Annotated in this window: 27 protein-coding genes; all 27 read left to right on the top strand. The window is 54.7% G+C overall.

All coding sequences use genetic code 11. From position 1 onward, the window contains the following. The first annotated feature begins 63 nt into the window (after positions 1–63). The 27 genes from rpoC (at position 64) to secY (ending at position 19,519) form a co-directional block, all read left to right on the top strand. Positions 64–4,263: a DNA-directed RNA polymerase subunit beta' gene (gene rpoC, locus ACZ445_RS27110; RefSeq protein ID WP_058424562.1), complete on the top strand. Its 4,200-nt coding sequence runs from the start codon at positions 64–66 to the stop codon at positions 4,261–4,263. Between the two features lie 217 nt (positions 4,264–4,480). Beyond that, a complete protein-coding gene (gene rpsL, locus ACZ445_RS27105; RefSeq protein WP_002555494.1) occupies positions 4,481–4,852 on the top strand; it encodes a 30S ribosomal protein S12 in 372 nt (123 codons plus the stop codon). A gap of 118 nt (positions 4,853–4,970) precedes the next feature. After that, positions 4,971–5,441 (top strand): 30S ribosomal protein S7, encoded by a 471-nt coding sequence (rpsG, locus tag ACZ445_RS27100; protein WP_002555493.1) that lies wholly within the window; start codon positions 4,971–4,973, stop codon positions 5,439–5,441. A 30-nt stretch (positions 5,442–5,471) separates the two neighbouring features. Further along, on the top strand, positions 5,472–7,577 hold the full coding sequence (fusA, locus tag ACZ445_RS27095; RefSeq protein WP_010206921.1) for an elongation factor G: 2,106 nt from the start codon (positions 5,472–5,474) through the stop codon (positions 7,575–7,577). 30 nt (positions 7,578–7,607) lie between these two features. Further along, positions 7,608–8,801: an elongation factor Tu gene (gene tuf, locus ACZ445_RS27090; protein WP_003176426.1), complete on the top strand. Its 1,194-nt coding sequence runs from the start codon at positions 7,608–7,610 to the stop codon at positions 8,799–8,801. 159 nt (positions 8,802–8,960) lie between these two features. Further along, positions 8,961–9,272, top strand: coding sequence for a 30S ribosomal protein S10 (gene rpsJ / locus ACZ445_RS27085; protein ID WP_003186070.1), 312 nt, complete (start codon positions 8,961–8,963; stop codon positions 9,270–9,272). Between the two features lie 81 nt (positions 9,273–9,353). Beyond that, the gene (gene rplC, locus ACZ445_RS27080; protein WP_003194649.1) at positions 9,354–9,989 is read left to right on the top strand and encodes a 50S ribosomal protein L3; all 636 of its coding nucleotides are present in this window, start codon (positions 9,354–9,356) and stop codon (positions 9,987–9,989) included. A gap of 12 nt (positions 9,990–10,001) precedes the next feature. Continuing rightward, positions 10,002–10,604, top strand: coding sequence for a 50S ribosomal protein L4 (gene rplD / locus ACZ445_RS27075; RefSeq protein ID WP_003176424.1), 603 nt, complete (start codon positions 10,002–10,004; stop codon positions 10,602–10,604). Then, on the top strand, positions 10,601–10,900 hold the full coding sequence (rplW, locus tag ACZ445_RS27070) for a 50S ribosomal protein L23 (RefSeq protein WP_002555488.1): 300 nt from the start codon (positions 10,601–10,603) through the stop codon (positions 10,898–10,900). The genes rplD and rplW overlap by 4 nt, the downstream gene beginning before the upstream one ends. Before the next feature lie 14 nt (positions 10,901–10,914). Then, positions 10,915–11,739, top strand: coding sequence for a 50S ribosomal protein L2 (gene rplB / locus ACZ445_RS27065; protein WP_003186055.1), 825 nt, complete (start codon positions 10,915–10,917; stop codon positions 11,737–11,739). 16 nt (positions 11,740–11,755) lie between these two features. Then, positions 11,756–12,031, top strand: a complete 276-nt coding sequence (gene rpsS, locus ACZ445_RS27060; protein WP_003232420.1) for a 30S ribosomal protein S19 — start codon at positions 11,756–11,758, stop codon at positions 12,029–12,031. An 11-nt stretch (positions 12,032–12,042) separates the two neighbouring features. After that, positions 12,043–12,375, top strand: coding sequence for a 50S ribosomal protein L22 (gene rplV / locus ACZ445_RS27055; protein WP_003103908.1), 333 nt, complete (start codon positions 12,043–12,045; stop codon positions 12,373–12,375). 13 nt (positions 12,376–12,388) lie between these two features. Beyond that, entirely contained in the window at positions 12,389–13,075 is a 687-nt protein-coding gene (gene rpsC, locus ACZ445_RS27050; RefSeq protein WP_003176422.1) for a 30S ribosomal protein S3, read from the top strand. A 12-nt stretch (positions 13,076–13,087) separates the two neighbouring features. Then, on the top strand, positions 13,088–13,501 hold the full coding sequence (gene rplP / locus ACZ445_RS27045) for a 50S ribosomal protein L16 (protein ID WP_003176421.1): 414 nt from the start codon (positions 13,088–13,090) through the stop codon (positions 13,499–13,501). After that, a complete protein-coding gene (gene rpmC, locus ACZ445_RS27040) occupies positions 13,501–13,692 on the top strand; it encodes a 50S ribosomal protein L29 (protein WP_002555481.1) in 192 nt (63 codons plus the stop codon). Before rplP ends, rpmC begins: the two co-directional genes overlap by 1 nt. Before the next feature lie 2 nt (positions 13,693–13,694). Continuing rightward, on the top strand, positions 13,695–13,961 hold the full coding sequence (rpsQ, locus tag ACZ445_RS27035; RefSeq protein WP_003176419.1) for a 30S ribosomal protein S17: 267 nt from the start codon (positions 13,695–13,697) through the stop codon (positions 13,959–13,961). A 23-nt stretch (positions 13,962–13,984) separates the two neighbouring features. Further along, the gene (gene rplN, locus ACZ445_RS27030; protein ID WP_002555479.1) at positions 13,985–14,353 is read left to right on the top strand and encodes a 50S ribosomal protein L14; all 369 of its coding nucleotides are present in this window, start codon (positions 13,985–13,987) and stop codon (positions 14,351–14,353) included. 11 nt (positions 14,354–14,364) lie between these two features. Next, a complete protein-coding gene (gene rplX, locus ACZ445_RS27025; RefSeq protein ID WP_003176416.1) occupies positions 14,365–14,679 on the top strand; it encodes a 50S ribosomal protein L24 in 315 nt (104 codons plus the stop codon). Positions 14,680–14,701: 22 nt separating this feature from the next. After that, a complete protein-coding gene (rplE, locus tag ACZ445_RS27020; protein WP_003194642.1) occupies positions 14,702–15,241 on the top strand; it encodes a 50S ribosomal protein L5 in 540 nt (179 codons plus the stop codon). A 13-nt stretch (positions 15,242–15,254) separates the two neighbouring features. Then, a complete protein-coding gene (gene rpsN, locus ACZ445_RS27015) occupies positions 15,255–15,560 on the top strand; it encodes a 30S ribosomal protein S14 (protein WP_003176414.1) in 306 nt (101 codons plus the stop codon). 206 nt (positions 15,561–15,766) lie between these two features. Beyond that, positions 15,767–16,159: a 30S ribosomal protein S8 gene (rpsH, locus tag ACZ445_RS27010; RefSeq protein WP_010206883.1), complete on the top strand. Its 393-nt coding sequence runs from the start codon at positions 15,767–15,769 to the stop codon at positions 16,157–16,159. A gap of 12 nt (positions 16,160–16,171) precedes the next feature. Further along, complete coding sequence (rplF, locus tag ACZ445_RS27005) at positions 16,172–16,705, top strand: 50S ribosomal protein L6 (protein WP_003194640.1); 534 nt, start codon at positions 16,172–16,174, stop codon at positions 16,703–16,705. A 10-nt stretch (positions 16,706–16,715) separates the two neighbouring features. Then, positions 16,716–17,066 carry a 50S ribosomal protein L18 gene (rplR, locus tag ACZ445_RS27000; protein ID WP_003186037.1) on the top strand — a complete coding sequence of 117 codons (351 nt, stop codon included), beginning with the start codon at positions 16,716–16,718 and terminating at the stop codon, positions 17,064–17,066. 3 nt (positions 17,067–17,069) lie between these two features. Continuing rightward, positions 17,070–17,570, top strand: a complete 501-nt coding sequence (gene rpsE, locus ACZ445_RS26995) for a 30S ribosomal protein S5 (RefSeq protein WP_003176409.1) — start codon at positions 17,070–17,072, stop codon at positions 17,568–17,570. Positions 17,571–17,572: 2 nt separating this feature from the next. Then, positions 17,573–17,749 (top strand): 50S ribosomal protein L30, encoded by a 177-nt coding sequence (gene rpmD / locus ACZ445_RS26990; protein ID WP_003176408.1) that lies wholly within the window; start codon positions 17,573–17,575, stop codon positions 17,747–17,749. A 3-nt stretch (positions 17,750–17,752) separates the two neighbouring features. Continuing rightward, a complete protein-coding gene (rplO, locus tag ACZ445_RS26985) occupies positions 17,753–18,190 on the top strand; it encodes a 50S ribosomal protein L15 (protein ID WP_003176407.1) in 438 nt (145 codons plus the stop codon). Next, complete coding sequence (secY, locus tag ACZ445_RS26980; protein ID WP_003176406.1) at positions 18,191–19,519, top strand: preprotein translocase subunit SecY; 1,329 nt, start codon at positions 18,191–18,193, stop codon at positions 19,517–19,519. It abuts the gene before it with no gap. Positions 19,520–19,540 lie beyond the last annotated feature (21 nt).

Below are 19,540 nucleotides of genomic sequence, written 5' to 3'. Positions count from 1 at the left end.
ACGTGACGCGAATCGAGAGCGGGGCTGTTTAGCCCGCTCTCTGCTCCGCCAGGAGGAAAGGCCTTGAAAGACCTACTGAATTTGCTGAAAAACCAGGGTCAAGTCGAAGAGTTCGACGCCATCCGTATTGGGTTGGCATCGCCTGAGATGATCCGTTCGTGGTCGTTCGGTGAAGTTAAAAAGCCGGAAACCATCAACTACCGTACGTTCAAACCTGAGCGTGACGGCCTGTTCTGCGCCAAGATCTTTGGCCCGGTTAAGGATTACGAGTGCCTGTGCGGTAAGTACAAGCGCTTGAAGCACCGTGGTGTGATCTGCGAGAAGTGCGGCGTTGAAGTTGCACTGGCCAAGGTTCGTCGTGAGCGCATGGCGCACATCGAACTGGCTTCGCCGGTTGCCCACATCTGGTTCCTGAAATCGCTGCCGTCCCGTATCGGCTTGCTGATGGACATGACCCTGCGTGATATCGAACGTGTTCTCTACTTCGAGAGCTATGTCGTTATTGATCCAGGCATGACCACCCTTGAAAAAGGTCAGCTGCTGAACGACGAGCAGTACTTCGAAGCGTTGGAAGAGTTCGGCGACGATTTTGATGCCCGCATGGGTGCCGAAGCTGTCCGCGAACTGCTGCACGCTATCGACCTGGAGCACGAGATTGGCCGTCTGCGTGAAGAGATTCCGCAAACCAACTCCGAAACCAAGATCAAGAAACTGTCCAAGCGTCTGAAGTTGATGGAAGCCTTCCAGGGTTCCGGCAACTTGCCAGAGTGGATGGTGCTGACCGTTCTGCCGGTTCTGCCGCCAGACCTGCGTCCGTTGGTACCGTTGGATGGTGGTCGTTTCGCGACTTCCGACCTCAACGACCTGTACCGTCGCGTGATCAACCGTAACAACCGCTTGAAGCGCCTGCTTGATCTGTCCGCTCCGGACATCATCGTGCGCAACGAAAAGCGTATGTTGCAAGAAGCTGTCGATGCCTTGCTCGACAACGGTCGTCGTGGCCGCGCTATCACCGGTTCGAACAAACGTCCTCTGAAATCCCTGGCTGACATGATCAAGGGTAAGCAAGGTCGTTTCCGTCAGAACTTGCTCGGTAAGCGTGTTGACTACTCCGGTCGTTCGGTAATTACCGTAGGCCCGACCCTGCGTCTGCACCAGTGCGGTCTGCCTAAGAAGATGGCTCTCGAGCTGTTCAAGCCATTCATCTTCGGCAAGCTGGAAATGCGCGGTCTTGCGACCACCATCAAAGCGGCCAAGAAAATGGTCGAGCGCGAACTGCCAGAGGTTTGGGACGTTCTCGCCGAAGTGATCCGCGAACACCCGGTTCTCCTCAACCGTGCACCGACCCTTCACCGTCTGGGTATCCAGGCGTTTGAGCCGGTACTGATCGAAGGTAAGGCTATCCAGCTGCACCCGTTGGTTTGTGCTGCGTACAACGCCGACTTCGACGGCGACCAAATGGCCGTGCACGTACCGCTGACACTGGAAGCCCAGTTGGAAGCGCGTGCGTTGATGATGTCGACCAACAACATTCTGTCGCCAGCCAACGGTGAGCCAATCATCGTTCCGTCGCAGGACGTTGTATTGGGTCTGTACTACATGACGCGTGAAGCGATCAACGCCAAGGGCGAAGGTCGTGTGTTCGCTGACCTGCAAGAAGTTGACCGTGTGTTCCGTGCTGGCGAAGCCGCACTGCACGCCAAGGTCAAGGTGCGGATCAATGAAACCGTCAACGATCGTGATGGCGGCAGCGTGAGCAACACTCGTATTGTCGACACCACTGTCGGCCGTGCGTTGTTGTACCAGGTTGTGCCAAAAGGTCTGTCGTACGACGTCGTCAACCTGCCGATGAAGAAAAAGGCGATCTCCAAGCTGATCAACCAGTGCTACCGCGTGGTTGGTTTGAAAGAGACCGTGATCTTCGCTGACCAGTTGATGTACACCGGTTTTGCCTATTCGACTATTTCCGGCGTTTCCATCGGTGTTAACGACTTCGTTATCCCGGATGAAAAAGCCCGCATCATCAGTGCTGCTACTGATGAAGTGAAAGAGATCGAAAGCCAGTACGCCTCCGGCCTGGTAACCCAGGGTGAGAAGTACAACAAGGTAATCGACCTTTGGTCGAAGGCGAACGACGAAGTTTCCAAGGCGATGATGGCCAACCTCTCGAAAGAGAAAGTCATCGACCGTCATGGCGACGAAGTTGACCAAGAGTCCTTCAACTCGATGTACATGATGGCCGACTCGGGCGCACGGGGTTCTGCTGCGCAGATCCGTCAGCTCGCCGGTATGCGTGGCCTGATGGCCAAGCCGGACGGTTCCATCATCGAAACGCCGATCACTGCGAACTTCCGTGAAGGTTTGAGCGTACTTCAGTACTTCATCTCGACTCACGGTGCTCGTAAGGGTCTTGCGGATACCGCGTTGAAAACCGCTAACTCCGGTTACCTGACCCGCCGTCTGGTAGACGTTGCACAAGATCTGGTTGTAACCGAGATCGATTGTGGCACCGAGCACGGCCTGCTGATGACGCCGCACATTGAAGGCGGTGATGTTGTAGAGCCGTTGGGTGAGCGCGTATTGGGTCGTGTTATTGCCCGTGACGTCTTCAAGCCAGGTACCGAGGAAGTTATCGTTCCTGCCGGCACCCTGGTAGATGAGAAGTGGGTCGAGTTCATCGAACTCAACAGCATCGACGAAGTGATCGTTCGCTCGCCGATCAGCTGCGAAACCCGCTACGGCATCTGCGCCAAATGCTACGGCCGTGACTTGGCTCGTGGTCACCAGGTGAACATCGGTGAAGCGGTCGGCGTTATCGCTGCCCAGTCCATCGGTGAGCCGGGTACCCAGCTGACCATGCGTACGTTCCACATCGGTGGTGCGGCAAGCCGGACCTCCGCAGCCGACAGCGTTCAGGTGAAGAATGGCGGTACTGTCCGTCTGCACAACCTGAAACACGTTGAGCGAGTGGATGGCCACCTGGTTGCTGTGTCCCGTTCCGGTGAGCTGGCAATCGCTGATGACTACGGTCGTGAGCGTGAGCGTTACAAGCTGCCGTACGGTGCAGTGATTTCGGTTAAAGAAGGTGACAAGGTCGACGCTGGCGCAATCGTGGCCAAGTGGGATCCGCACACTCACCCAATCGTTACCGAAATGAAAGGTACCGTGACCTACGTGGGCATGGAAGAAGGCATTACGATCAAGCGTCAGACTGACGAATTGACCGGTATGACCAACATTGAAGTACTCGACGCCAAAGATCGTCCAGCTGCCGGCAAGGACATCCGTCCTGCCGTGAAGATGGTCGATGACAACGGCAAGGATCTGTTGCTGCCAGGCACTGACGTAATCGCTCAGTACTTCCTGCCAGCCAACGCCCTGGTCGGTGTAGCGGATGGTGCGAAGATCGCGATCGGTGATGTTATCGCGCGTATCCCGCAAGAAACTTCGAAAACCCGTGACATCACCGGTGGTCTGCCGCGTGTTGCCGACTTGTTCGAAGCGCGTCGTCCGAAAGAAGCGTCGATTCTGGCTGAAGTCAGCGGCACCATTGCGTTCGGTAAGGAGACCAAGGGCAAGCGCCGTCTGGTCATTACCCCGAACGACGGTAGCGATCCGTACGAAGAGCTGATTCCAAAGTGGCGTCACCTGAACGTCTTCGAAGGCGAACAGGTAAACCGTGGCGAAGTTATCTCTGACGGTCCAAGCGATCCACACGACATCCTGCGTCTGTTGGGTGTGAGTGCGCTAGCCAAGTACATCGTTAACGAGATCCAGGACGTTTACCGCCTGCAAGGCGTGAAGATCAACGATAAGCACATCGAGACCATCCTGCGTCAGATGCTGCGTAAAGTTGAAATCGCTGAATCCGGCGATTCCAGTTTCATCAAGGGCGACCAGATGGAACTGACTCACGTACTGGTGGAAAACGAGCGCTTGGCGACCGAGGACAAGTTCGTGTCCAAGTTCACTCGCGTGTTGCTGGGTATCACCAAGGCGTCGTTGTCGACTGAATCGTTCATCTCGGCGGCCTCCTTCCAGGAGACCACTCGCGTGCTGACCGAAGCAGCGGTAACCGGCAAGCGCGATTACCTGCGCGGCCTGAAAGAAAACGTAGTTGTGGGTCGTCTGATCCCAGCCGGTACCGGTTTGGCTTACCACAGCGAGCGTAAGCGCCGCCGTGATGCTGACAAGCCGTTGCGCGTAAGTGCCAGTGAAGTGGAAGCTGCACTGACCGAAGCGCTGAACTCCAGCGGTAACTGAGTTCTGCGATAAATAAGTCCGGGCCCTGGCAGCCCCCATTCGTCGGATCGAGGCAGTTTTGTCCCGGTTCGATGAGAGGGGAGGTCGGGGCCTTGCCTTGACTGGGGACAAGATCCTCTTTAGACTCTTGTACCCCTAAATTTGGCGGGAATTCGTTCCTGCCATTTTGCTTTTCTTGCAAGACAATAGCGTCGCAAGACAACAGTGGAGCTAGTAGATGGCAACTATCAACCAGCTGGTACGTCAGCCGCGTAAGCGTATCGTCGAGAAATCCGACGTGCCTGCGCTGCAGAACTGCCCGCAACGTCGTGGCGTATGCACTCGCGTGTATACCACTACGCCGAAAAAACCTAACTCGGCATTGCGTAAAGTATGTCGTGTGCGCCTGACCAACGGTTTCGAGGTTTCCTCGTACATCGGTGGTGAAGGTCACAACCTGCAAGAGCACAGCGTGGTACTGATCCGTGGCGGTCGTGTAAAAGACTTGCCAGGTGTTCGTTACCACACCGTACGCGGCTCCTTGGATACTTCCGGCGTTAAAGGTCGTAACCAGGGTCGTTCGAAGTACGGTACCAAGAAGCCTAAGTAGTAGCGGCTTTTTGTAACACTGAATCATCTTATTTTCTGAGTCGATAAGAGTAAGGTCGGAGGCGTCCCGAAAGGGCACCGATTCCGAGCGAACCTGAAGACCGTTTGAGGGCTTATCCATGCCAAGAAGACGCGTAGCAGCCAAGCGCGAAGTGCTTGACGATCCAAAATACGGAAGCCAAATCCTGGCCAAGTTCATGAACCACGTGATGGAAAGCGGCAAGAAAGCCGTTGCCGAGCGTATCGTTTATGGCGCGCTGGAGAAGGTTAAAGAACGCAAGAACAGCGATCCCCTGGAAATCTTCGAGAAAGCTCTCGACGCCATCGCTCCGCTGGTCGAAGTGAAGTCGCGCCGTGTAGGCGGTGCTACTTACCAGGTTCCGGTCGAAGTTCGCCCGTCCCGTCGTAACGCTCTGGCAATGCGCTGGTTGGTAGACTTCGCCCGTAAGCGCGGCGAGAAGTCTATGGCTCTGCGTTTGGCCGGCGAGCTGTTGGACGCTGCTGAAGGTAAAGGTGCTGCTGTTAAGAAGCGTGAAGACGTGCACCGTATGGCTGAAGCTAACAAAGCTTTCTCGCACTACCGCTTCTAATCTTAGCTTCACTAATTTTGCGAGGGCTTTATGGCTCGTACTACTCCGATTAGCCGCTACCGTAACATCGGTATCGTTGCTCACGTGGATGCTGGTAAAACCACCACCACCGAGCGCGTACTGTTTTACACCGGCAAAAGTCACAAAATGGGCGAGGTGCATGATGGCGCCGCGACCACAGACTGGATGGTTCAGGAGCAGGAGCGTGGTATTACCATTACTTCTGCTGCTATTACCGCCTTCTGGAAAGGTTCCGAGAAGCAGTACAAGGACGAGCATCGCTTCAACGTAATCGATACCCCGGGTCACGTAGACTTCACCATTGAAGTTGAGCGTTCCCTGCGTGTACTCGACGGCGCTGTCGTTGTGTTCTGCGGTACTTCGGGTGTTGAGCCTCAGTCGGAAACCGTATGGCGTCAGGCCAACAAATACGGCGTTCCACGTCTTGTTTACGTAAACAAGATGGACCGTGCTGGTGCCAACTTCCTGCGCGTGATCGGTCAGATCAAGCAGCGTCTGGGTCACACTCCGGTGCCAATCCAATTGGCTATCGGTTCCGAAGACAACTTCCAGGGTCAGATCGATCTGATCAACATGGAAGCGGTTTACTGGAATGACTCCGACAAGGGCATGGTGCCTGTTCGCAAGCCTATCCCTGCAGAGCTGCAGGAGCTGGCTGACGAGTGGCGCAACAACATGGTTGAGGCTGCTGCCGAAGCCAGCGAAGAGCTGATGAACAAGTACCTCGAAGGTGAAGAGCTCACCAACGTGGAAATCAAGGCTGCTCTGCGTCAGCGTACTATCGCTGGTGAGATCGTCTTGGCTGTTTGCGGTTCTTCCTTCAAGAACAAGGGCGTTCCCCTGGTTCTCGACGCCGTTATCGACTACCTGCCTGCTCCAACCGACATTCCTGCTATCAAGGGTACCAATCCTGATAACGAGGAAGAGGAAATGGAGCGTCATGCAGACGACAGCGAGCCGTTTTCGGCTCTGGCGTTCAAGATCGCTACCGACCCATTCGTGGGTACTTTGACCTTCGTCCGCGTTTACTCGGGCGTGTTGGCCTCCGGCGACGGCGTGATCAACTCGGTTAAGGGCAAAAAAGAGCGCGTGGGTCGTATGGTGCAAATGCACGCAAACGCCCGTGAAGAGATCAAGGAAGTGCGCGCTGGCGACATCGCGGCCCTGATCGGCATGAAGGATGTCACCACGGGTGAGACTTTGTGCGACGCTGCCAAGCCAATCATCCTGGTTCGCATGGACTTCCCGGAGCCGGTTATTTCGGTTGCCGTAGAGCCTAAGACCAAGGATGACCAGGAAAAAATGGGTATCGCTCTGGGCAAGCTTGCTCAGGAAGATCCATCTTTCCGCGTCAAGACTGATGAAGAGACTGGTCAAACGATCATCTCTGGCATGGGCGAGTTGCACCTGGACATCCTGGTTGACCGGATGCGCCGTGAGTTCAACGTCGAAGCCAACATCGGTAAGCCTCAGGTTTCCTATCGTGAGCGCATCACGAAAAACTGTGAAATCGAAGGCAAGTTCGTTCGTCAGTCCGGCGGTCGTGGTCAGTTCGGTCACTGCTGGATCCGTTTTGCTCCTGCTGACGAAGGTCAGGAAGGTCTGCAATTCGTGAACGAAGTAGTAGGTGGTGTGGTTCCTAAGGAATACATCCCTGCTATCCAGAAGGGTATCGAAGAGCAGATGAAGAACGGTGTTGTTGCCGGCTATCCGCTGATCGGCCTGAAAGCAACCGTTTTTGACGGTTCTTACCACGACGTCGACTCCAACGAGATGGCGTTTAAGGTGGCTGCTTCCATGGCAACCAAGCAACTGGCCCAGAAGGGCGGTGGTGAGTTGCTTGAGCCAATCATGGCGGTAGAAGTTGTTACACCTGAAGACTATATGGGTGATGTCATGGGCGACCTTAACCGTCGTCGCGGCATGATCTTGGGTATGGAAGACACGGTTTCCGGCAAAGTGATTCGCGCCGAGGTTCCGTTGGGTGAGATGTTCGGTTATGCGACCGACGTTCGCTCCATGTCCCAGGGTCGCGCAAGCTACTCTATGGAATTCAAAAAATACAACACAGCTCCGGCGCACATCGCTGAAACTGTATCCAAAAAACAAGGCTGATTCAGTCCTTTAGGCAAGGAGTTAATTGTCGTGGCTAAAGAAAAATTTGATCGTTCCCTACCGCACGTCAACGTTGGCACCATCGGTCACGTTGACCACGGTAAAACCACTCTGACTGCTGCTCTGACTCGCGTTTGCTCCGAAGTTTTCGGTTCCGCAATCGTTGATTTCGATAAAATCGACAGCGCACCAGAAGAAAAAGCTCGTGGTATCACCATCAACACCGCGCACGTTGAATACAACTCGCTGATCCGTCACTACGCTCACGTTGACTGCCCAGGTCACGCTGACTACGTGAAGAACATGATCACCGGTGCTGCTCAAATGGACGGCGCTATCCTGGTTTGCTCGGCCGCTGATGGTCCGATGCCACAAACCCGTGAGCACATCCTGCTGTCCCGTCAGGTAGGTGTTCCGTACATCGTGGTTTACCTGAACAAGGCTGACCTGGTAGACGACGCTGAGCTGCTGGAACTGGTTGAGATGGAAGTGCGCGATCTGCTGAGCACTTACGACTTCCCAGGTGACGACACTCCGATCATCATCGGTTCTGCTCGTATGGCTCTGGAAGGCAAAGACGACAACGAAATGGGCACCACGTCCGTTCGTAAACTGGTTGAGACTCTGGACAGCTACATCCCAGATCCAGTCCGTGTTATCGACAAGCCGTTCCTGATGCCAATCGAAGACGTATTCTCGATCTCCGGTCGCGGTACTGTTGTAACTGGTCGTATCGAGCGCGGTATCGTCAAGGTTCAAGATCCACTGGAAATCGTTGGTCTGCGTGACACTACCGTCACCACCTGCACCGGTGTTGAAATGTTCCGTAAACTGCTCGACGAAGGTCGTGCGGGCGAGAACTGCGGCGTTCTGCTGCGTGGTACCAAGCGTGACGACGTTGAGCGTGGCCAGGTTCTGGTTAAGCCAGGTTCGGTTAAGCCGCACACCAAGTTCGAAGCTGAAGTGTACGTGCTGAGCAAAGAAGAAGGCGGTCGTCACACTCCGTTCTTCAAAGGCTACCGTCCACAGTTCTACTTCCGTACTACCGACGTAACTGGTAACTGCGAACTGCCGGAAGGCGTAGAAATGGTAATGCCAGGCGACAACATCAAAATGGTTGTCACCCTGATCAAAACCATCGCTATGGAAGACGGTCTGCGTTTCGCAATCCGTGAAGGCGGCCGTACCGTTGGTGCTGGCGTTGTAGCTAAAATCATCGAGTAATTATCTCTTCTGAGATAGCTCTGATGTTTTGAAAAGGCCCCCGCTCAGCGGGGGCCTTTTTTATTGGGTTGACACCTATCAGGGCCGTCTATAGAATTGCGCCTCCTTTTAACGGGCGTATTGCGCTCGCTGGGAATAGCAGCCGGAGTCTGAAATCCAATGCAAAATCAGCAAATCCGTATCAGGTTGAAGGCTTTTGACCATCGCCTGATCGACCAATCCACCCAGGAAATCGTGGAAACCGCGAAACGTACTGGTGCACAAGTGCGTGGTCCAATTCCACTACCTACCCGTAAAGAGCGGTTCACCGTTCTGGTCTCCCCGCACGTCAACAAAGACGCGCGTGACCAGTACGAGATCCGTACTCATAAGCGCGTACTGGACATCGTCCAGCCAACGGATAAAACCGTTGATGCACTTATGAAGCTCGATCTGGCGGCCGGTGTGGAAGTACAGATCAGCCTCGGCTAAGACTCGGGTCTTAGTCGTGTAACGCTCTGAAATGGGCGGCCATAGCGGGTGAAAGCCCCGTACACTCATGAGGTTTACAACATGACTATTGGTGTAGTCGGTCGTAAATGCGGTATGACCCGTATTTTCACCGAAGAAGGTGTCTCCATTCCGGTCACGGTCATTGAGATCGAGCCGAATCGCGTCACCCAGTTCAAAACTGAAGAAACCGATGGCTATCGTGCAGTGCAAGTCACTGTCGGCGAGCGTCGTGCTTCGCGTGTGACTGCTGCTCAAGCAGGCCACTTCGCTAAAGCAAACGTTGCAGCTGGTCGCACTGTTATGGAGTTCCGTCTTGAAGACGGCGACTACCAGGCTGGCGATCTGATCAACGCTGAAATCTTCGCTGCTGGTCAACTGGTTGATGTAACCGGTCAGTCCAAAGGTAAAGGCTTCCAGGGTACGATCAAGCGTTGGAATTTCCGTGGCCAAGACAACACTCACGGTAACTCCGTTTCCCACCGCGTCCCGGGCTCTATTGGCCAGTGCCAGACTCCTGGTCGTGTATTCAAGGGCAAAAAAATGTCCGGTCATATGGGCGCTGAGCGCGTGACCGTGCAGTCCCTCGAAGTAGTGCGCGTCGACGCTGAACGCAATCTGTTGTTGGTCAAGGGTGCTGTTCCTGGCGCTACTGGCGGCAACCTGGTTGTACGTCCAGCGGCCAAGGCTCGCGGTTAAGGGGAAGCTGACATGCAATTAAATGTAAATGACGCTCAAGCGATCGAAGTTTCCGAACTGACATTTGGCGGCGAATTCAACGAGACGCTGGTTCACCAAGCAGTCGTGGCCTACATGGCCGGCGGCCGTCAAGGTAGCAAGCAGCAAAAGACCCGTTCCGACGTGCGTGGTGGCGGTAAGCGCCCTTGGCGTCAGAAAGGTACTGGCCGTGCTCGTGCCGGTACTATCCGTAGCCCAATCTGGCGTGGCGGCGGTACCACTTTCGCAGCTCGTCCGCAGGATCACTCGCAGAAGCTTAACAAGAAGATGTACCGCGCAGCTCTGCGCTCTATTCTTGCTGAACTCGTGCGTACTGACCGTCTGGTCGTGGTTCAGGACTTCGCTGTTGAAAGCCCGAAAACCAAAGATCTGCTGGGCAAACTGAACAACATGAGCCTGACCGACGTTTTGATCGTGTCGGAAGCTGTTGATCAGAACCTGTACCTGGCTGCTCGCAACCTGCCACACGTTGATGTACGTGACGTGCAAGGTTCCGATCCAGTTAGTCTGATCGCATACGACAAGGTGTTGATCACCGTGTCGGCCGTGAAGAAATTCGAGGAGCTGCTGGGATGAACCAGGAACGCGTATTTAAAGTTCTGCTTGGCCCGCACGTTTCCGAAAAGGCTACGGTTCTGGCTGACAAGAAAGGCCAGTTCGTTTTCAAGGTTGCAACTGACGCAACCAAGCTGGAAATCAAGAAGGCCGTCGAAAGCCTGTTCAGCGTGAAAGTAGAGCGTGTTACTACCCTGAATGTTCTGGGTAAGAGCAAGCGCACTGCTCGCGGTCTGGGCAAGCGTAATGACTGGAAGAAGGCAGTTATCTCCCTTCAGCCAGGCCAAGATCTCGATTTCAGCAGCAGTGCTGAGTAAGGAAGGGGTGCATCATGGCAATCGTTAAATGCAAACCGACTTCCCCTGGCCGCCGTTTTGTGGTCAAGGTGGTCAATCAGGAGCTGCATAAAGGCGCTCCTCACGCACCGCTGCTCGAGAAAAAATCGAAGTCTGGTGGTCGTAACAACAATGGTCGTATTACCACTCGTCACATCGGTGGTGGCCATAAGCAGCATTATCGTCTGGTCGACTTCCGTCGCAACGACAAAGATGGCATCGCTGCCACTGTCGAGCGTATCGAATACGATCCAAACCGTACTGCTCACATCGCTCTGCTGCTGTACGCAGATGGCGAGCGTCGCTACATCATCGCGCCTAAAGGCGTGAGCGCTGGCGACCAGCTGATCGCAGGTGCCCTGGCACCGATCAAGCCGGGCAACGCTCTGCAACTGCGCAACATTCCAGTTGGTAGCACCGTACACGGCATCGAATTGAAGCCAGGTAAAGGCGCGCAAATCGCTCGTTCCGCTGGTGCTTCGGCTCAGCTGATCGCTCGTGAAGGTGTCTACGTGACCCTGCGTCTGCGCTCTGGTGAGATGCGTAAAGTGCTGGCTGAATGCCGCGCGACCCTGGGCGAAGTCTCGAACTCCGAGCACAGCCTGCGTTCGCTGGGTAAAGCTGGTGCCAAACGCTGGCGTGGCGTTCGCCCAACCGTTCGTGGTGTTGCCATGAACCCGGTTGACCACCCACACGGTGGTGGTGAAGGTCGTACCTCTGGTGGTCGTCATCCGGTATCGCCATGGGGCTTCCCGACTAAGGGCGCGAAGACTCGTGGTAATAAGCGTACCGACAAAATGATCGTCCGTCGTCGCAAGTAAATAGAGGGATACGACAGTGCCACGTTCTCTGAAAAAAGGTCCTTTTATTGATCTTCACCTACTGAAGAAGATCGAAGTGGCGGCGGAAAAGAACGATCGCAAACCAGTTAAGACCTGGTCGCGTCGTTCGATGATCCTGCCACAAATGGTCGGTCTGACCATCGCTGTACACAACGGTCGCTTGCACGTCCCAGTTCTCGTGAACGAAGACATGGTCGGCCACAAACTAGGCGAGTTTGCCGGTACCCGCACTTATCGTGGGCACGTGGCAGACAAGAAAGCCAAGCGTTAAGGGGTAAGGAAATGGAAGTAGCCGCTAAGTTGTCGGGCGCTCGAATCTCCGCCCAGAAAGCCCGCTTGGTCGCCGACCAGATCCGCGGGAAGAAGGTGGGCGAAGCGCTCAACCTGTTGGCTTTCAGCAGTAAGAAAGCCGCCGAGATCATGAAGAAAGTGCTGGAGTCGGCCGTAGCCAACGCCGAGCATAACGAAGGCGCAGACGTTGATGACCTTAAGGTCAGCACCGTTTTCGTCAACGAAGGGCGTTCGCTGAAGCGCATCATGCCACGTGCCAAAGGCCGTGCTGATCGCATCGTCAAGCGGTCTTGCCATATCACTGTCAAGGTTGCTGACAAGTAACGGAGTCGAAGAGATGGGTCAGAAAGTACATCCCATTGGCATTCGCCTGGGAATCGTCAAGGAGCACACCTCCGTCTGGTACGCAGACGGTCGGACTTATGCGGACTACTTGTTCGCTGATCTGAAGGTGCGTGAGTATCTCCAAGACAAACTAAAAAGCGCGTCCGTAAGCCGTATCGATATCCATCGTCCGGCGCAAACTGCACGTATCACCATCCACACCGCTCGTCCAGGTATCGTTATCGGGAAGAAAGGTGAAGATGTTGAGAAACTGCGTCAGGACCTGACCAAGCAAATGGGTGTGCCTGTGCACATCAATATCGAAGAGATCCGCAAGCCGGAGCTCGACGGTATGCTGGTTGCGCAGAGCGTAGCTCAGCAGCTGGAGCGTCGCGTAATGTTCCGTCGCGCTATGAAGCGCGCTGTACAGAACGCCATGCGCATTGGTGCCAAAGGCATCAAAATCCAAGTGAGCGGTCGTCTCGGCGGTGCTGAAATCGCACGTACTGAATGGTATCGCGAAGGTCGTGTGCCACTGCACACCCTGCGTGCCGACATCGACTATGCCAACTACGAAGCTCACACCACTTACGGTGTGATCGGTGTAAAGGTTTGGATCTTCAAAGGCGAAGTAATTGGTGGTCGCCAAGAAGAACTGAAACCACAAGCACCCGCGCCTCGTAAAAAAGCTGCTAAGTAAGGGGTACGCCAAATGTTGCAACCTAAGCGTACGAAGTTCCGCAAGCAGATGACAGGCCACAACCGTGGTCTGGCTCAGCGCGGTAGCAAAGTCAGCTTCGGCGAGTTCGCGCTGAAGTCTGTAGCTCGTGGTCGTCTCACCGCTCGTCAGATCGAGTCAGCGCGTCGTGCTCTGACCCGTCACGTAAAACGTGGCGGCAAGATCTGGATCCGTGTATTCCCGGACAAGCCGATCTCCAAAAAGCCTCTCGAGGTTCGGATGGGTAAAGGTAAGGGTAACGTGGAATACTGGGTAGCCCAGATTCAACCAGGCAAAGTCCTGTATGAAATCGAGGGTGTTTCTGAAGAGCTGGCGCGTGAGGCTTTCGCCCTGGCTGCTGCAAAGCTGCCGCTCGCCACCTCCTTTGTTAAACGGACGGTGATGTGATGAAAGCGAATGAACTTCGTGAAAAATCCGCACAGCAGCTGAACGAGCAACTGCTCGGCCTGCTGCGCGACCAGTTCAATCTGCGTATGCAGAAAGCAACTGGCCAGTTGGGGCAGTCTCATCTGCTCTCGCAAGTTAAGCGTGACATCGCTCGCGTGAAGACTGTGCTCAACCAGCAGGCAGGTAAGTGATCATGGCTGAAGCCGAAAAGACTGTCCGTACGCTGACTGGCCGTGTTGTCAGCGACAAGATGGACAAAACCATCACCGTTCTGATCGAGCGTCGCGTTAAGCACCCGATCTACGGTAAATATGTTAAGCGTTCGACTAAGCTGCACGCGCACGACGAAACCAATCAGTGCCACATCGGCGACAAAGTCACTATTCGTGAAACTCGTCCGCTGGCCAAGACCAAGTCTTGGGCACTGGTTGATGTTCTCGAACGCGCTGTGGAAGTCTAAGGACTAGGGGTCGGAGAAATTATATGATTCAGACTCAATCCATGCTCGATGTGGCCGATAACAGCGGCGCTCGCCGTGTTATGTGCATCAAGGTGCTGGGTGGCTCCCATCGTCGTTACGCTGGTATCGGTGACATCATCAAAGTTACCGTGAAGGAAGCAATTCCTCGCGGTAAAGTGAAAAAAGGCCAAGTGATGACTGCTGTTGTAGTCCGCACTCGTCACGGCGTACGTCGTGCTGATGGCTCCATTATCCGCTTTGATGGCAACGCTGCTGTTCTTCTGAACAACAAGCAAGAGCCGATCGGCACCCGTATCTTTGGGCCAGTGACCCGTGAACTTCGTACTGAGAAGTTCATGAAGATCGTCTCGCTCGCCCCAGAAGTGCTGTAAGGAGATCCGACATGCAAAAGATTCGTCGTGACGACGAGATCATCGTGATCGCCGGCAAAGACAAAGGTAAGCGCGGTAAGGTGCTTAAGGTTCTCGCTAATAACCGTCTGGTTATCGGTGGTTTGAACCTGGTCAAGCGTCATACCAAGCCTAACCCGATGTCGGGCGTGCAGGGCGGTATCGTCGAGAAAGAAGCTCCGCTGGACGCTTCTAACGTCGCCATCTTCAACGGCGAAACCAACAAGGCTGACCGCGTTGGTTTCAAAGTAGAAGACGGTAAGAAAATTCGTGTCTTCAAGTCGACCCAAAAAGCGGTTGATGCTTGAACACTGCTAGGTAGATTAGACCATGGCACGACTACAAGAGATTTACCGGAAGGAAATCGCCCCTAAGCTTAAGGAAGAACTTAAGCTTGGGAACGTGATGGAAGTTCCGCGCGTTACCAAAATCACCCTGAACATGGGTCTGGGCGAAGCGATCGGTGACAAAAAAGTCATCGAGCATGCTGTTGCTGACCTGGAAAAGATCACCGGCCAGAAAGTCGTTGTGACCTACGCTCGGAAATCCATCGCTGGCTTTAAAGTCCGTGAAGGTTGGCCGATCGGCGTCAAAGTGACCCTGCGCCGTGAGCGTATGTACGAATTCCTGGATCGTCTGCTGTCGATCTCCCTGCCTCGGGTCCGCGACTTCCGCGGCCTGAATGCCAAGTCCTTCGATGGTCGTGGTAACTACAGCATGGGCGTGAAAGAGCAGATCATCTTCCCGGAAATCGACTACGACAAGATCGATGCTCTCCGCGGTCTGGACATCACCCTGACCACCACTGCCAAGAACGATGATGAAGGTCGCGCCCTGTTGCGTGCTTTCAAATTCCCGTTCCGCAACTGATTGGAGTAGGACCATGGCCAAGATGAGCATGAAAAACCGCGAGCTGAAGCGTCAGCTCACGGTTGCCAAGTACGCCAAGAAGCGTGCAGCACTGAAAGCAATCATCGTCGATCTGAACGCAAGTCCAGAAGCACGTTGGGAAGCGACAGTTGCTCTGCAGAAGCAGCCACGTGACGCAAGCGCCTCGCGCATGCGTAACCGCTGCCGCCTGACCGGTCGTCCGCACGGCGTTTACCGCAAGTTCGGCCTCGGCCGTAACAAACTGCGTGAAGCGGCAATGCGTGGTGACGTACCTGGTCTGGTTAAAGCCAGCTGGTAAGTACTTTCGAAGTCCAGGTGGTTCGAATCGCAAGATAACGACCACCGGTGACCTTGAATCTGGAACAAGCCCCTTTTGGGGCTTGTTTCATTTCTGGAGTGTGTCTAAAATACGCGGCTCGCCTGAGCCCGTGTGTTTTACCCGGAGATTCTCGGCGACATATGTAGCCGCAAGGCTAATTTTTTTGTATTAGGAGCGTCTAGCCCATGAGTATGCAGGACCCGTTAGCGGACATGCTAACTCGTATCCGTAATGCCCAGATGGCTGAAAAGTCCGTCGTAAGCATGCCATCTTCCAAGTTGAAGGTGGCTGTTGCCAAAGTCCTGAAAGACGAAGGCTACATTGCGGGTTATCAGATCAGCAGCGATGTAAAAGCGCTGCTGTCCATCGAGCTGAAGTACTTCGAAGGCCGTTCGGTCATCGAGGAAGTGAAGCGCGTTAGCCGTCCAGGCCTGCGTCAGTACAAGTCCGCTGAAGATCTGCCGAAAGTTCGTGGCGGTCTGGGCGTGTCTATCGTCTCCACCAACAAAGGTGTGATGACGGATCGTGCTGCGCGCGCTGCCGGTGTCGGCGGCGAAGTTCTTTGCACTGTGTTCTAAGGGGGGATAAGCATGTCTCGCGTCGCTAAGAACCCCGTTAAGCTGCCAGCCGGTGTCGAAGTCAAATTCGCAGGCCAACAGCTTTCGGTGAAGGGTGCCAAGGGTACTCTTGAACTGAACATCCATTCGTCCGTTGAGATCGTTGAAGAAGCTGGTGAGCTGCGTTTCGCTGCTCGCAATGGCGATCAACAAACTCGCGCAATGGCCGGTACCACGCGTGCGTTGGTAAACAACATGGTCCAAGGCGTAAGCCAAGGCTTCGAGCGTAAGCTCCAGCTGGTCGGTGTTGGTTACAAAGCGCAAGCAAAAGGCACGGTTTTGAACCTTGCCCTTGGCTTCTCGCACCCTGTGGATTACGAACTGCCAGCGGGCATCACTGCTGAGACCCCTAGCCAGACCGATATCCTGATCAAGGGCATCGACAAGCAGCTGGTAGGTCAAGTGGCCGCTGAGATCCGCGACTTCCGTCCACCAGAGCCGTACAAAGGCAAAGGTGTGCGCTACGCGGACGAAGTCGTCCGTCGTAAAGAAGCCAAGAAGAAGTAGGGCATAGCAAATGACCGACAAAAAAGTTACTCGACTGCGTCGCGCTCGCAAAGCACGCCTGAAAATGCACGAACTCGAAGTCGTGCGTCTCTGCGTGTTCCGCTCGTCGCAGCACATCTACGCCCAGGTCATCTCGGCCGACGGCAACAAAGTCCTGGCAAGCGCCTCGACTTTGGATAAAGAACTGCGTGATGGTGCCACCGGCAACATCGACGCGGCCACAAAGGTTGGCCAGCTGGTCGCTACGCGTGCTAAGGCCGCTGGCGTCTCGCAAGTGGCTTTCGACCGCTCTGGCTTCAAGTACCACGGTCGCGTGAAAGCGCTGGCTGATGCTGCTCGTGAAGCTGGGCTGGAGTTCTAAGTTATGTCAAATAACGACCAAAAGCGCGACGAAGGCTACATTGAGAAGCTGGTTCAAGTTAACCGCGTAGCAAAAACCGTTAAAGGCGGCCGTATCTTCACTTTCACCGCGTTGACCGTGGTAGGTGATGGTAAAGGGCGTGTTGGCTTCGGCCGTGGCAAGTCACGTGAAGTGCCTGCTGCGATCCAGAAGGCAATGGAAGCTGCTCGTCGCAACATGATCCAAGTTGATCTGAACGGCACCACTCTGCAGTACGCAATGAAGTCCGCCCATGGCGCTTCGAAGGTGTACATGCAGCCTGCTTCTGAAGGTACCGGTATCATCGCTGGCGGCGCTATGCGTGCTGTCCTCGAAGTTGCTGGCGTTCAGAACGTTCTGGCCAAGTGCTACGGCTCGACTAACCCGGTAAACGTGGTTCACGCCACTTTCAAAGGTTTGAAAGCTATGCAATCTCCTGAGTCCATCGCTGCCAAGCGTGGCCTGACTGTCAAGGAGATTTTCTGATCATGGCTACCGTTAAAGTAACGCTGATCAAAAGCATGACCGGCCGCATCCCTAACCACAAACTGTGTGTTAAAGGTCTGGGTCTGCGTCGCATCGGTCACACTGTAGAAGTCCAGGATACTCCCGAGAATCGCGGGATGATCAACAAGGCTTACTACATGCTGCGTGTAGAGGGTTAATCGATGAAACTCAATGATCTGAGTCCAGCGCCGGGTTCCCGTCGCGAAAAGCATCGTCCGGGCCGTGGTATCGGTAGTGGTTTGGGTAAGACTGGTGGCCGTGGCCACAAAGGTCAAACCTCCCGCTCCGGTGGCACCATCGCTCCAGGCTTTGAAGGCGGTCAACAGCCGCTGCATCGTCGCCTGCCTAAGTTCGGTTTCGTTTCCCTGAAGGCCATGGATCGCGCAGAAGTGCGTCTGTCCGAGCTGGCTAAAGTGGAAGGCGACATCGTTACTGTGCAGACCCTGAAAGATGCCAACGTGATCAACGTCAACGTACAGCGTGTGAAAATCATGCTGTCCGGTGAAGTGACTCGCGCTGTCACTATCGGCAAGGGAATCGGCGCCACCAAAGGTGCGCGTTCGGCTATCGAAGCAGCTGGCGGCAAGTTCGAGGAATAAATGGCTAAGCAAGGTGCTCTCTCAGCGCTCGGCAAAGGCGGTATGTCTGAACTTTGGGCTCGTCTGCGTTTTCTGTTCCTGGCGATTATCGTCTACCGAATAGGCGCACACATCCCGGTTCCAGGTATCAACCCGGATCGACTCGCAGACCTGTTTCGACAGAATGAGGGGACCATTCTTAGCTTGTTCAACATGTTTTCCGGCGGCGCGCTGGAACGGATGAGCATCTTTGCACTGGGGATCATGCCGTACATCTCGGCATCGATCATCATGCAACTGATGACCGCCGTCAGTCCGCAGCTGGAGCAGTTGAAGAAGGAAGGTGAAGCTGGCCGTCGCAAGATTAGCCAGTACACCCGCTACGGCACTGTCATCCTAGCCCTGGTCCAAGCTATCGGCATGTCCGTTGGCCTGGCTGGGCAGGGTGTTGCGTTCACTGGTGACTTTGGCTTCCATTTCGTCGCGGTATCCACTTTTGTGGCTGGTGCGATGTTCATGATGTGGTTGGGTGAGCAGATTACTGAGCGTGGTGTTGGCAACGGTATCTCGATGTTGATTTTCGCAGGTATCGTCGCCGGTCTTCCGAGAGCGATTGGGCAGTCTTTCGAGTCTGCACGTCAGGGTGATATCAACATTTTTGCCTTGGTTGCCATCGGTTTGCTGGCAGTAGCGATTATCGGTTTTGTGGTGTTCATTGAGCGTGGCCAGCGTCGTATTGCTGTTCACTACGCCAAGCGTCAGCAGGGCCGTAAGGTTTTTGCTGCGCAGACCAGCCACTTGCCGCTGAAAGTGAATATGGCCGGTGTTATTCCGGCAATTTTCGCGAGCAGCATTTTGCTGTTTCCGGCTTCGTTGGGTACCTGGTTTGGTCAGTCTGAAAATATGGGCTGGCTGCAGGACCTCTCTCAGTCGATCGCTCCTGGTCAGCCGTTGAATATTCTGCTGTTTAGTGCAGGGATTATTTTCTTCTGCTTCTTCTATACGGCGTTGATGTTCAATCCGAAAGACGTAGCGGAAAACCTGAAGAAGTCCGGTGCCTTTATTCCGGGCATCCGTCCAGGTGAGCAGTCTGCACGCTACATTGATGGCGTTCTGACTCGTTTGACCCTGTTCGGTGCTCTATATATGACGGCCGTCTGCTTGTTGCCCCAGTTCCTGGTGGTTGCAGCAAACGTTCCGTTCTACCTTGGCGGGACCTCGTTGCTGATCGTGGTCGTGGTTGTGATGGACTTCATGTCCCAAGTACAATCGCACCTCGTTTCGCACCAGTACGAATCCCTGATGAAGAAAGCCAACCTGAAGGGCTACGGCAGCGGCATGTTGCGCTGAGTACCCCATAAGGTTCGAGGA

It is taken from the genome of Pseudomonas allii, from assembly GCF_055380095.1.
Note: the sequence above shows the minus strand (reverse complement) of the source record. Positions and strands in the feature narration are given on the sequence as shown.

Coding starts and splice junctions, on each gene's coding strand:
- rpsL (WP_002555494.1), top strand. CDS start 4,481: ATGGCAACTATCAACCAGCTGGTACGTCAGCCGCGTAAGCGTATCGTC.
- rpmD (WP_003176408.1), top strand. CDS start 17,573: ATGGCTACCGTTAAAGTAACGCTGATCAAAAGCATGACCGGCCGCATC.
- rplB (WP_003186055.1), top strand. CDS start 10,915: ATGGCAATCGTTAAATGCAAACCGACTTCCCCTGGCCGCCGTTTTGTG.
- rplX (WP_003176416.1), top strand. CDS start 14,365: ATGCAAAAGATTCGTCGTGACGACGAGATCATCGTGATCGCCGGCAAA.
- rpmC (WP_002555481.1), top strand. CDS start 13,501: ATGAAAGCGAATGAACTTCGTGAAAAATCCGCACAGCAGCTGAACGAG.
- rplE (WP_003194642.1), top strand. CDS start 14,702: ATGGCACGACTACAAGAGATTTACCGGAAGGAAATCGCCCCTAAGCTT.
- rpsC (WP_003176422.1), top strand. CDS start 12,389: ATGGGTCAGAAAGTACATCCCATTGGCATTCGCCTGGGAATCGTCAAG.
- rpsG (WP_002555493.1), top strand. CDS start 4,971: ATGCCAAGAAGACGCGTAGCAGCCAAGCGCGAAGTGCTTGACGATCCA.
- rplV (WP_003103908.1), top strand. CDS start 12,043: ATGGAAGTAGCCGCTAAGTTGTCGGGCGCTCGAATCTCCGCCCAGAAA.
- rpsQ (WP_003176419.1), top strand. CDS start 13,695: ATGGCTGAAGCCGAAAAGACTGTCCGTACGCTGACTGGCCGTGTTGTC.
- rpsE (WP_003176409.1), top strand. CDS start 17,070: ATGTCAAATAACGACCAAAAGCGCGACGAAGGCTACATTGAGAAGCTG.
- rplN (WP_002555479.1), top strand. CDS start 13,985: ATGATTCAGACTCAATCCATGCTCGATGTGGCCGATAACAGCGGCGCT.
- rpsJ (WP_003186070.1), top strand. CDS start 8,961: ATGCAAAATCAGCAAATCCGTATCAGGTTGAAGGCTTTTGACCATCGC.
- rplF (WP_003194640.1), top strand. CDS start 16,172: ATGTCTCGCGTCGCTAAGAACCCCGTTAAGCTGCCAGCCGGTGTCGAA.
- rplO (WP_003176407.1), top strand. CDS start 17,753: ATGAAACTCAATGATCTGAGTCCAGCGCCGGGTTCCCGTCGCGAAAAG.
- rpsH (WP_010206883.1), top strand. CDS start 15,767: ATGAGTATGCAGGACCCGTTAGCGGACATGCTAACTCGTATCCGTAAT.
- rplW (WP_002555488.1), top strand. CDS start 10,601: ATGAACCAGGAACGCGTATTTAAAGTTCTGCTTGGCCCGCACGTTTCC.
- rplR (WP_003186037.1), top strand. CDS start 16,716: ATGACCGACAAAAAAGTTACTCGACTGCGTCGCGCTCGCAAAGCACGC.
- rpsN (WP_003176414.1), top strand. CDS start 15,255: ATGGCCAAGATGAGCATGAAAAACCGCGAGCTGAAGCGTCAGCTCACG.
- rplP (WP_003176421.1), top strand. CDS start 13,088: ATGTTGCAACCTAAGCGTACGAAGTTCCGCAAGCAGATGACAGGCCAC.
- rplC (WP_003194649.1), top strand. CDS start 9,354: ATGACTATTGGTGTAGTCGGTCGTAAATGCGGTATGACCCGTATTTTC.
- secY (WP_003176406.1), top strand. CDS start 18,191: ATGGCTAAGCAAGGTGCTCTCTCAGCGCTCGGCAAAGGCGGTATGTCT.
- fusA (WP_010206921.1), top strand. CDS start 5,472: ATGGCTCGTACTACTCCGATTAGCCGCTACCGTAACATCGGTATCGTT.
- rplD (WP_003176424.1), top strand. CDS start 10,002: ATGCAATTAAATGTAAATGACGCTCAAGCGATCGAAGTTTCCGAACTG.